This window comes from Paenibacillus sp. FSL K6-2859, from assembly GCF_038008265.1.
GTDB lineage: Bacteria > Bacillota > Bacilli > Paenibacillales > Paenibacillaceae > Paenibacillus_AQ > Paenibacillus_AQ nitricinens.
On the sequence record NZ_JBBOYU010000001.1, the window covers coordinates 3,456,574 to 3,470,100 of the forward strand.

General features: G+C 42.1%; 4 protein-coding genes. All 4 read left to right on the top strand.

Features of this window, described 5'->3' with window-relative positions:
* Positions 1–7: 7 nt before the first annotated feature.
* The 4 genes from MHB64_RS15320 (at position 8) to MHB64_RS15335 (ending at position 13,479) form a co-directional block, all read left to right on the top strand.
* Complete coding sequence (locus tag MHB64_RS15320) at positions 8–9,250, top strand: DUF7507 domain-containing protein (protein ID WP_341134780.1); 9,243 nt, start codon at positions 8–10, stop codon at positions 9,248–9,250.
* 175 nt (positions 9,251–9,425) lie between these two features.
* A complete protein-coding gene (locus MHB64_RS15325) occupies positions 9,426–9,758 on the top strand; it encodes an ArsR/SmtB family transcription factor (RefSeq protein ID WP_373455873.1) in 333 nt (110 codons plus the stop codon).
* Positions 9,755–10,171 carry an SRPBCC family protein gene (locus MHB64_RS15330; RefSeq protein WP_094869048.1) on the top strand — a complete coding sequence of 139 codons (417 nt, stop codon included), beginning with the start codon at positions 9,755–9,757 and terminating at the stop codon, positions 10,169–10,171. The genes MHB64_RS15325 and MHB64_RS15330 overlap by 4 nt, the downstream gene beginning before the upstream one ends.
* Before the next feature lie 137 nt (positions 10,172–10,308).
* Positions 10,309–13,479, top strand: coding sequence for an ATP-binding cassette domain-containing protein (locus MHB64_RS15335; RefSeq protein ID WP_341134781.1), 3,171 nt, complete (start codon positions 10,309–10,311; stop codon positions 13,477–13,479).
* Positions 13,480–13,527: the final 48 nt, after the last annotated feature.

The window sequence follows — 13,527 nt, forward strand, 5'->3', positions numbered from 1 at the left end:
AAACTACATGGCTGCAACCATTACTGGAACTGTGTTTAATGATTTGAATCACAATGGTCAGTTTAATCCTGGTGAACCTGGGATTCCTAACGTTAATGTTGTTCTATATAGTAATTCTAGTGGAACTTGTATTTCTACGCTAACGAATGTCAATGGAGTTTATAGTTTTTCCGTTACGGTAGCAGGAACTTACACTATTTATGAGACGGTTACAGATTCGGAAGTGACCTGTCCTCCAACTACATTCACGCAGCCAAGCGGATTTACAATGTCAAATGGGCCAAGAAAACTGACGATAACCGTTACTACAGCTCATATCAACAACAATGCAACTATAGCCAATCAGAACTTTAGCCATGATACTACAGATAATCCCTTAAGCTGCAATACAAGAATGATACAGTTTGCGGGTAGGCCTTCCGTCTGGTATTACATCAATGTTGTAACAGGTGCAACCGTTATTCAAGGAACAGTTAGTCCCCCAGTAGATATAAATGCAATCGGTTATAATCCACTAGATAATTATATCTACGGGTATGATCAGCTTAATAATAATCTCGTTCGGGTGGATAACAGCGGAAACGTTACTTCATTATTTCCACTGCCGCCTGGATTTCCTTCAGATAGCTATACCACAGGAACCTTTGATTTGAATGGATTTTTTTATATTTTTGTTAATAATGAATCCCGATTTTATGTAATTGATCTGCGGCCAAACTCTTCTACTTTTTTGAAGCTGGTGAATCCAGCCACTGGATTTTCTGAGCAGACTAGCATCTTTGGTGTGGCCTTGAGTTCAGCTCTGAATGCAAGTGACTGGGTCTATAATAGTGCTGACAATCGTCTTTATGGCATTACGCCAACAGGTGTAATGGAAAGAATAAATCCTGCAACTGGTGCGATAACTAATTTAACGACAACCCCACTTAACACAGGACCATTTGGTGCAATAGCGATCGATTTTAACAATACCATTTACGCCATTTCTAACAGCACGGGCAACATCTATCGATACACCATCGTCGGCAACACTGCTACGGCTGGGCAATTCTCTAACACGGTGACCACTTCATTTAATGATGCAACATTATGCCCTCTAGCTGTCATTAATTTGGACTTTGGTGACGCTCCGGATACTGCAGCAGGCAATGGACCCAATAACTATTCGACATTGCTTGCCAAAGACGGCCCGCGTCACCAACTGCTAAGCGGACTTGTTCTCGGTACACAAATAACATCAGAACTTGACGCCTATCAGAATCCCACAGCTACCGGTGACGATATTTCAAAGGGTATTCAGGATGACGGACTTACTGTTCCTCTCCCAACTCTTTCGATAAGTGCTGCCAGTTACACGCTTCTTGTGACAGTAACCAATACGATAGGAAGTCCGGCAAACTTGTATGGATGGCTTGATTTCAACATGAACGGCATCTTTCAAGGGAATGAAGCGTCACCAGTTCAGGTAGTACCTTCCCAGCCCGGAACTCAAATTGTACCAATAACCTTCACTTTACCTTCAGGGATTATTTTAACGCCTAATCAGACCTTTCTCAGACTCAGACTTACATCGGATACGTTAGTTAACCAAAATGTTTCTCCAACAGCAGTGGATACGCGGAGCTTGGGAGCTGCATCAGACGGAGAGGTAGAAGATTACATTCTTCAAGTTAATAACATAGCAGATTTAACGGTAGATAAAACCAATAGTCCCATTCCCATTTTTCCGGGTCAAGAGCTGGAGTACTATATTAAAGTCATAAATAACGGACCGGATGCCGCTGAAAATGTTCTGTTGACCGATTTAATTCCACCGGAAGTGCTTAATCCACAATACAGCTTAAACGGAGGAGCAACCTTTCTACCATGGACTGGAAGTATAGGTTTAGGAACATTGCCAGCAAATGAATCCATTCCGGTTCTGATCCGTGGAACGGTTAGCGATACTGCTGTAGGGACAATTATCAATACGGCAGTCGTAAGCAGTACCACAGAAGACCCGGATCCAACGAATAATACTTCAACTTCTTTTGCTCCGGTAAACCAATCAGCCGATATATCCGTAGTCAAATTAGCAGATCCAACACCTGCTGTCGCAGGAGATTTGTTGACATATTCGATAATAGTGTCAAATGCAGGACCCTCATTAGCAGAGAATGTAGTGTTAATCGATGCCGTGCCTAGTCAAGTAACGAATCCAGAATTTTCAGTAGATGGAGGCATTACCTTTAACCCGTGGGAAAATTCCTATAGTTTAGGAAGTTTGCCTAATGGTGCTTCTCAAACCATTATCATAAGAGGAATAGTAGACGCAGCGACCGTTGACACGATTACGAATACCGCAGTAGTCAGTTCAACAACGCCTGATCCAGACCCAACCAACAACATGTCATCGATTGATACGCCTGTCGTCCCATCGGCGGATGTTTCTGTTGTGAAGATAGGCAGTCCAAGTCCAGTCCTTGCAGGTCAAATTGTTACTTACACGATCGCAGCTTCAAATGCAGGACCGTCCACTGCTGATAACGTAGTATTAACAGATAATGTACCCGTTGAGCTTGCTAATGTAGAATTTTCAGTAGATGGAGGTATCACCTTCAACCCGTGGACCGGTTCTTATAACATTGGGACATTAGTCAATGGGAATACCGTTCTTGTTATACTTCAGGGGATAGCAGCTTCTTCATCCGTTGGAATGATCGTCAATACAGCAACTATAAATTCTACGACACCCGATCCTGACCTATCCAATAACACTTCTACAGCGGATATTCCGATCATCAATTCTGCTGACGTTTCCGTTGATAAGACTGCAATCCCATCTCCCGTCACCGCAGGCCAGCTGCTAACTTACACTCTTTTAACGTCCAATGCAGGACCATCCGATGCGGAGAATGTAACGCTAACGGATGCAGTGCCAGGCGAGCTTACAAATGCCCAATTCTCTATCGACGGTGGGGTAACTTTTAATCCGTGGCCTGGTTTGTATAGCATTGGAACCTTGGTGAGCGGTAGTTCGTTCTCAGTCCTTATCCGAGGAACTATAAGCACTTCCGCTATAGGTACGATCACCAATACAGCTACTGTGGATTCTACTACCCCAGATCCGGATCCAACGAACAACACGTCAACGATCATCACTCCAATTGCAGAATCAGCGGATCTTTCGATTGTAAAAACAGCAAGTCCAAATCCAATTGATCCAGGACAACTGATCACTTATAGTTTGGTCATCTCCAATGCAGGGCCATCGGATGCCGAAGATGTTACACTTACGGATGCTGTCCCTAGTGTAATTGCCGATGCAGAGTACTCAGTAGATGGAGGAGTAACCTTTAATCCATGGCCTGATTCTATCAATCTGGGTACAATCGCTTCAGGAGATAACATCACCGTACTCCTTAGAGGAACAGTAAGTGATTCTGCTACAGGGGCGATCACCAATACAGCTACTGTGAACTCATCTACGCCTGATCCGGATCCAACGAATAATACATCTACAGTTATCACTCCAATTAACGCTTTAGCAGATGTTTCTGTCGTGAAAATCGGTAATCCAGATCCAGTTATAGCAGGGGATTTGCTCACTTATCCAATTGTCGTAGCTAATAGTGGACCATCAGATGCAGCTAACGTGACATTAACGGATACCGTCCCTAGCGAACTTACTAACGTAGAGTTTTCTATCGATGGCGGCATTACTTATAACCCATGGCCAGGTTTATACAATATAGGAACTTTAGTGAACGGTGGAAGCATTACTGTTTTCATTCGGGGAATAGTTAATTCAGCTGCTTCTGGAACGATAGAAAATACGGCAACCGTAAGCTCTACGACACCAGACCCTGATCCAACCAACAACACGTCCACTTTCGTTACTCCTGTAAATACATTGGCTGATATCTCAGTAGAGAAAATAGGCAGTCCGAGTCCAGTCCCTGCTGGGAACGTATTAACTTACAATATAGCTATAGCTAATGCAGGACCCTCTGACTCCGAAAATGTAACTTTAACGGATACGATCCCCATTGAAATCGCTGGAGCTGAGTTTTCCACCGACGGCGGAGTAACTTTTAATCCATGGACCGGCTCGGTGAATATTGGAACGCTTGCAAATGGAGCTTCGGAGACGATTTTGATCCGCGGAACAGTAGATCCATCTGCTACTGGACTCATTACAAATACGGCAGTTGTTAGCAGCAGTACACCAGATCCGGATCCAACCAACAACACGTCTACAGAACTTACTCCCATTAATACTTCCGCTGATATCTCCGTTACAAAAACAGCAAGCCCAAGCGTTGTCATTGCAGGAAATGTATTAACTTACACGTTGACAGTGTCCAATGCCGGACCGAATACGGCTGATAATGTATTGTTAACAGATGTAGTCCCCCTCGAAATTACTGGAGCAGAGTATTCCGTCGATGGAGGTGTTACCTTTAATCCGTGGACCAGTTTCTTGATTATAGGCACCTTGGCCAATGGAGCATCTCAAACGGTTTTAATCCGTGGAACAGTAAATCCTTTAGCCACTGGACTCATTACGAATACGGCAACTGTCGATTCTACGACACCAGATCCGGATCCAACCAACAATACGTCTACTATAGACACACCGGTTAACACTGCTGCAGATTTAGCCATTGTAAAAACGGCAAGCCCAGATCCAGTTACCGCTGGACAATTACTCACCTATACGTTGCTTGTTTCCAATGCAGGACCAAATGATGCTTTAGACGTAACGATAACAGACGACATTCCCATTGAGCTTTCAGATGTAGAATTCTCTGTCGATGGGGGAGTTACATTTGCTCCTTGGACTGGTTCGACCGAATTTGCAATGGTGGCAAACGGAGCTTCCCAAACGATCATTATCAGGGGAACCGTAAGTCCATCGACCGAGGGAATGATTACAAATACGGCAACCGTTGATTCTACCACTCCAGATCCTGATCCAACGAATAACACTTCCACTATAGACACGCCAGTTAATGCATCTGCCGATCTTTCTGTTGTGAAAATAGCAAATCCAGATCCGGTTAATCCGGGTGAGCTACTCACTTATAACGTGGTTGTATCTAATGCGGGACCATCTGATGCGGAGGCTGTCTCGTTAATAGATGCTGTCTCTAGTCAAATTGAGAATCCGGAATTCTCCCTTAACGGAGGCATAACGTTTAATCCCTGGAGCGACTCAGTCGATTTAGGAACCGTTGCAAGTGGTGATACGGTTATCATTATCATAAGAGGCACCGTAGATTCATCCGTAACTGGAACCATTACGAATACGGCTACAGTCGTCTCACCAACTCCTGACCCTGATCCAACCAACAACACTTCAACGATCATTACGCCTGTAAACCCATCGGCGGATATCTCAATCGTCAAGACGGCAAGCCCAGATCCTGTAAATGCTGGTGACGTATTAACTTACAATTTAGTGATATCGAATGCAGGGCCTTCCGATGCAGAAGCTGTTATCTTGACAGACGCTGTGCCTAGCCAGCTTACAAATGTTGAGTTTTCACTGGATGGAGGCGTAACGTTTAATCCATGGCCTGGCTCGTTTAATCTTGGAACACTAGTAAACGGATCATCAGATGACATTCTTATTAGGGGAATCGTCGAGCCTTCAGTATCTGGAATGATCATGAATACGGCAACTGTAGATTCTACGACACCAGATCCTGATCCAACGAATAACATTTCAACAATCAGTGTTCTTGTCACCGTAAGTGCAGATGTTACCATCGTAAAAATAGCCTCCACGGATCAGGCCATCGCGGGAGAGGAACTCACGTATTCGATTGTCGTGACAAATGATGGACCTTCGGATGCCGAAGCGGTTACGGTAACTGATGTAGTACCAAGCGATCTAATAAACGCAGCATTTTCAATAGATGGCGGGGTAACATTTAACCCTTGGACCGGTTCTTATGTCATTGGAGCTTTAGCGAGTGGAGATACAGTTACGGTTCTGATAACAGGAACGGTAAATTCATCTGCCTCAGGAACCATTGCCAATACGGTAACTGTAGATTCAACTACACCAGATCCTGACCCTTCGAACAACACATCCACTGATAATACATCTGTTAACACTTCCGCAGATCTATCAATCGTCAAAGAAGCTGACCCGGATCCAGTCAACCCGGGTGATGTGTTGACGTATACTTTAACCGTCACCAATGATGGCCCATCGGATGCCGAGGGAGTTACGTTAATAGACGCTGTGCCTAGCCAAATCATTAACCCAGAATTCTCTGAAGATGGGGGGATAACATTCAATCCATGGTTGGGTTCCAGCGATTTAGGAACTATAGGCAGCGGGGATTCCGTCATTGTCTTAATTAGAGGTATCGTAGGTCTTTCTGTTACAGGAATCATCATGAATACGGCCGTGGTAAGTTCGAACACACCTGACCCTGATCCAACGAATAACTCGTCAACCATCGTTACCCCAGTGATTCCGTCTTCTGATCTCTCGATTGTCAAAATGTCGATGCCTAATCCCGTTACACCAGGACAATTGCTCACGTATAACTTGGTCATATCCAATGCAGGACCTTCTGATGCGGAAGATGTGGAGATTACGGATACCGTTCCAAGCCAACTTGAAGATGTAGAGTTTTCAATAGACGATGGGGTAACTTTTAATCCTTGGTTGGGAGCCTATACAATCGGCACATTGGCAAACGGTGATGCGATTACACTAATCCTTCGAGGAACGGTATTTAACTCCGAGACGGATACAATTACGAATACAGCAACTGTAAGTTCGACTACACCGGATCCAGATCCTTCGAACAATACGTCAACCATCATTACACCAGTGACTGCGTCTTCCGATCTTTCGATCGTCAAAATGGCGATCCTTGATTCCATTGCACCAGGACAATTGCTCATATATAACTTGATCATATCGAATGCAGGACCTTCTGATGCGGATAATGTAGAAGTTGCGGATATTGTACCAAGCCAGCTTGCAAACGTTGAGTTTTCAATAGACGGTGGAGTAACTTTTAATCTGTGGTTGGGATCTTATACGATCGGCACATTGGCAAACGGTGATACCGTCTCACTAATTCTACGAGGAATTGTATCTGATTCAGCGACAGGAGCGATTTCGAATACGGCAATTGTAAGCTCGACGACACCAGACCCAGATCCAATGAATAATACGTCAACCATCGTTACCCCAGTGAACGGGTCTTCTGATCTCTCGATCGTAAAAACATCAAACTCTACTTCCGTAATTCCAGGACAGTTGCTTACCTATGACTTGCTGGTAACGAATGAAGGACCTTCTGATGCGGAGAATGTGGTAGTAACGGATAGCGTTCCAAGTCAACTTACTAACGTAGTGTATTCAATAGACGGTGGAGTAACCTTTAATCCATGGTCGGGTTCTTACACGATCGGCACATTGGGAAACAGCTTTGGTCTTACGATCATCATTCGCGGAACGGTAATAGACGCAGCGTCGGGTATGATTACGAATATAGCAACTGTAAGCTCGACAACACCAGATCCAGATCCAATGAACAACACGTCTACCCTCGTTATTCCAGTGAATGCATCTTCTGATCTCTCGATCGTCAAAACATCAAGCAATAACAGCGTTGTTCCAGGACAATTGTTTAACTACAACTTATTGGTAACGAATGAAGGACCTTCTGATGCGGAGAATGTGGTAGTAACGGATAGCGTTCCAAGTCAACTTACCAACGTAGCGTATTCAATAGACGGTGGAGTAACCTTTAATCCATGGTCGGGTTCTTACACGATCGGCACATTGGGAAACAGCTTTGGTCTTACGATCATCATTCGCGGAACGGTAATAGACTCAGCGTCGGGTATGATTACGAATATAGCAAGTGTAAGCTCGTCGACGCCAGATCCTAATCCAGATAACAACACATCCTCAATTGTTACTCCAGTGAATGCATTAGCGGATCTCTCGATCGTCAAAACATCGAGTACGAATTCATTTACCCCAGGACAATGGCTCACTTACAACTTGCTCGTAACGAACGCAGGGCCTTCTAATGCGGAAAATGTAGTAGTAACGGATAGTGTTTCAAGCCAGCTTACCAACGTAGTCTTTTCGATTGATGGCGGAGTAACCTTTAATCCATGGCTGGGAGCCTATACGATCGGCACATTAGCAAACAACGTTGGTCTCACGATAATCCTTCGTGGAACTGTAATAAACGCAGCAACGGGTACTATTACGAATACAGCCACTGTAAGTTCAACTACGTCAGACCCAAATACAGCAAACAACACATCAACAAATAATACGCCAATCAGCGTGTCGGCAGATATTTCAGTTGTAAAAACAGCCAGTCTAAATCCCGTGTCTCCCGGCCAACTCCTTACGTATACGGTTATCGTGTCTAACAATGGTCCGTCAACCGCGGAGAATGTAACTTTAATCGATGCGGTATCAAATATGTTTTCAAACGTAGAGTTTTCTACTAATGGAGGAACGACCTTTGCTTCATGGGGCGGTTCCTTAAGTATAGGAACATTGGCTAATGGTGCTTCCATTACGATTTTAATTAGAGGAATGGTGAACTATTTTTCTAGTGGATCATTATCAAATACAGCAATTGTAAGTACCACAACAACTGATCTAAATCCAGCCAATAATACATCAACGGTCACGGTTAATATTATTGGAACAGCGAATTTATCTATTCTTAAATTTGGATGTCCGGACCAGGCCTGCCCGGGTCAGTCGATCACTTATACGTTGGTAGTGTCAAATGCAGGACCTTCGAATGCTGAAAATGTAACGTTAACAGACATTGTTTCAAGTATGCTTAGAAATGTAGAGTTCTCCACCAATGGTGGATTGAACTATGCGCCTTGGACCGGTTCTTATCCATTAGGAAACCTTACTATTGGATCATCTGCCACCGTAGTAATTAGAGGGAAAATAAGTTCTTTCGCAGAGGATATGATCTCTAATACGGCGACTGTTAGTGCCTCAACACCAGATCCAGAACTAAGCAACAATGCTTCGACGTTCATTATTCATATTCAAAAAGGTGAGGAATGCAAAGAATGCAAAAAATGCGGCAAAGCTCATAAATGCGATAAATGTAATATCATCCGTAAACATCACCAAATAAAAAAATGCAATAAATGCACCAAAACTCATCCATGCGATAAATGCAGAAGAGCAGCACTGAAACAAAAACATCATTCTCGAAAGGCTTTGAAATTGAAACGTAATTAATTTGAAGCGGGTACCCCTAAGTGGAGGTGCCCGCTTTTTTGTGATGGAATTTAAAGGGATCTTGACAAGACACCAAGTGGTGTCCTATAATCAATATGACACTAAATGGTGTCCTATTGGGTACTGATGAAGTATAATCGGTGACACTACAGGTAATATTACGGAAAAGGTGGGGGTGGTTTTGAACGATAATAGTCAAGTGAGGGATGTTTATGACGCTGTTGCAGATCCAACTAGGCGAAAACTACTTCAAATATTGGCTGATGTTGATGAATTACCCCTACATGAAATTACGGTTCATTTTGAAATGGGTCGTACTGCAGTTTCTAAGCACTTGTCTATTCTTAAAGATGCTGATCTTGTAATTGCTCGAAAGGTTGGTAGAGAAACGAGATATAGGTTGAATGCCAATCCATTGAAAGAAATTCGAGATTGGGTATCTTTTTATGAAGGTTTCTGGAAAGAAAGAATTGATAAACTAAAACTTTTATTGGAGGAAGAACTATGAAACCAGATGTATCCTTAGATTTTCAATTTACAAGTTCAATCGAGAAGGTATGGAACGCTTTAACGGATTCAGATACACTTGCGAAATGGATTTGGAGCAATGACTTTAAACCAGTCGTAGGACATAAATTCCAATTTCGTGCAGAGCCTAATGAATGGTGGGATGGCATTGTAAATTGCGAGGTTCTCGTAGTAGAAGAGCCACATACATTATCTTATACTTGGCATAGTGCCGGAGAAGGCACTACGGTTACTTGGACTTTGAGCAAAGAGTCTGACGGTAAGGTTCATCTTCATCTTGGTCAATCTGGATTTAGTGAAGAAACCAAAGCACGTCAAGGTGCGATCGAAGGGGCTAAATATGCCTGGACGAATATGGGCAGCCAGCTTGAAAAGGTATTAGCAGAATTGTAAAATAAATCGCCAATGATTCAAAATCATTGGCTTGGTTCAAGAATAGGGCGCTTTTCTGAAATACGGAAAGTGCCCTTTTTAATGGAATAAATCATGGCAATACTATTTGAAGAGAATGGAGATGAGATGAAATCACTATGAGAATAAACCGATTAATTGCAAACAATATTAATAAATTAGATGCAGTACTACCAGTAGAGCAATCCCTAGGGATTGCAGGTTTGTCTGGTTCTGGTAAAACAACCTTTTGTCAAACCATCGGCGAAGAATCCAAGAAGCGTCTCGTTTCTTTATTGCCAAAGGCAGAATATCAGTATTTATTCCCTAACATTATGGAAACTAACTTTAGTGCGATCCAGATGGAAGAAATGCCACTTGTACTTTTTCTAGGGAGATCATCGATTTCTTCCAATCCTCGATCAACCATAGGCACACATACGGGTGTGTTTACAGAGATTCGCGTTACGCTTGCTGAACAATTCAACCTATCTCCTGAGGTATTTTCATTTAATAATGAATTAGGTTGGTGTCCGGATTGTAAAGGTCGCGGCACCACTAAAAATATCGAATGTAAAAAGTGTAAGGGTAACCGCTATAATCACGAAACTGAACAATATAAAATAAAGGTATTGAATCAAGACATGAGTATTTCCGATATCAATGACTTGAGTATTGAAACTATTTTTTCTTTGGCAGAAGTGCTGAATATTAGTGAAGGTAAACAAAACATTCTAAAGAACATAATCCATATGAATATTGGTTATTTAACCTTAAATCGCATTATGGGCACATTGTCAGGAGGAGAGTTAACACGACTTTACTTGGCAGAATTCATGGCAACCAGTGAAAATACAGTAATTATTATTGATGAAATCTCTGTGGGTCTGGATCATCAAACCCTTTTGAAAATATTAGAACAGATTAAACAGCTAGGATTTAAAAATCAAATTTGGCTCATTGATCATTCTGACACGGTATTAGATATTACGGACGAGCAATTGTTCTTTGGACCAGGTAGTGGTAAGTACGGTGGGAAAATTGTTGAAGAATCGCCACGTCCAAGCCCGATCAATGGAGACATTAATCAGGTTGCACCAACAGAATACTATCATTTTCATGATCTTTATTGCCGTAATATTCAAATGGCCGAAATTCAGATCCCCCGCAATAGAGTTGTAACTTTCACAGGTGAATCTGGTTGCGGTAAATCCACACTCGTTAATGAATGTATGTCCAAAGATTTCCAGAAGCGTTATCCCAAAGATAAACTGGTGATTGTAGGGCAAGATCGGAACCAATCGATAACTAGTCGGTCGACGGTTGCGACGTTTCTAGATATTAAAAGAAAGCTCACCAAATATAGTGAAGAGATTGATGAACTTTTCCAGCGCTCCATAGAAGATATTATTGATGAACTCCCAAATGAAGATATTGCACATAGACGCTTAAGCTTATTGATCAAGCTTGGACTTGGTTATTTAACGCTGGAGAGAAAAACACAGTCATTATCAACCGGTGAATTTCAATGTGTCCATTTAGTTTCCGAGCTATTTGCGGGTTCTAGAAACCCGAATACGCTTTTTATTTTTGACGAGCCTTCCAAAGGGTTATCACAAAATATTCTAAATCAGTTCATTGACAGCATCAGGGTTATTCTTCAGGATGAATCCGTCTCTATTATGATGATTGAACATAACTCATATATGTTAGAAAACTCTGACTTTATCGTTGATTTTGGCAAAAGACAGCTCGAACCGGTGGAGCATCTCGATGTTGTCAGCCATGAAGCGTATTATCGTCAACTTAACCGTGAAGATCATCTCGCTCCATTACAAATTCCTTCCACACTGCGGCAACAAAATGGCGTCAACTATTTAAAAGAAGATCAGATTGCCTATTTCAAAAATGCAGAAAACATCTATAAAGGTGGTATCCTAAAAAGCTTATCCTCCATGGCACGTTTGATATATGGTGAATATGAATCAGATACGATTGCACCGGTCATTGCCATTGATCTGGAAAGACATTTATATAGTCAATATACTTTTCTATATGAAATTGGTGGTTTGATCAACCATATTGTTACGGCGCATCCAACCAATAAAGATACGAGCAGCTTCGATTTCTACTATCAAGATAATCATTGTCCGTGCTGTAAGGGACGACGAGTCATTGAAAAATTTGATTTTGATGTGGTGCTTCAAGACAAAAATGTACCATTCTGGGAGGGCTTATTACATCCAGATGCAATGGATATTCTAAAATTCTATCAATTTCCCAAAATCAAATTCATCTTTGAAGAGATTAAGAATGAACTCGGACAAGATCTCAGCAAGAGCTATAATGAGATGACGGATGCAGAGAAGCATACGTTTTGGTATGGGTATTGGGAAAAGTCATTTTATGATAAAGCCAGCAAGGCAACAAGAACTTGGGAAGGTTTTAATTACATCATTGGGAACTACATGGTGATCTCGAAGGCGATCATTAAAGAGCATATTAAGCAGTCGAAAATAATGATTACCTGTCCAATCTGTAAAGGAACCGTACTGAATCATCATAAAAAGCTCAAGTTTGGCGACACGGATATCCGTGAGATTATCGGGATGCCTCTGGATCAAGTGATTGGAACCGTTGGCGAATTACAGGTGCTTGAAAAAATGAAAGCCATTGTCGGCGGTGATATGGTTCTGACAGAGGATGTCTCTCTATTGCCAAGAGAAACACAAGTCGCTCTAAAAATGCTTGAACTAGAGCTGGCAAGCTTTGCGCACTATGAAATGGTGTTACAAAATGCTTTGCCATTCTGGGGCAATATTAGCGGCAGTATTGAATCCATCAGCGTTAATAATCGGATTACAATTTGTGATTTTGACAATATCAACGAAACTAGAGAAAACATCATCGATAAGTATTTCACGAATGGAAAATACAAGAAACTGACCTATGTCTATGAAGCGTTTGGGTACAAAAAACTGGTCACTTTGATTAATAAGATAAAGGCCAGTCAACCCTGTCCATTTTGCAAAGGAAAGAAAGTCATATCAGAAGATGGACTGCATGATGGCGTTTATAAGTTAACCATTCCATGTGTTCGTTGTTATGCCAGTGGCATTAATGATGAAGGCCGGAAGGAAACGGTTGAAGGCATTGATGTGCAGACCTGGCTAACAGGTACGGTAAGTGATGTCGTGACAGAAAGCTCAAATATTGCGGCCGTAGCAGATATTCCAATCTTCAATCGTATTCGTGAGTTGAATAAACAAGAAATGATGGCCGTTTATCAATATCTTGAACAAAATAACTAAAGAAGTGCACCGCTTAGAATAGACATTGGATCAACCTCAGGGTAATTC

Coding starts and splice junctions, on each gene's coding strand:
- MHB64_RS15320 (WP_341134780.1), top strand. CDS start 8: ATGGCTGCAACCATTACTGGAACTGTGTTTAATGATTTGAATCACAAT.
- MHB64_RS15330 (WP_094869048.1), top strand. CDS start 9,755: ATGAAACCAGATGTATCCTTAGATTTTCAATTTACAAGTTCAATCGAG.
- MHB64_RS15335 (WP_341134781.1), top strand. CDS start 10,309: ATGAGAATAAACCGATTAATTGCAAACAATATTAATAAATTAGATGCA.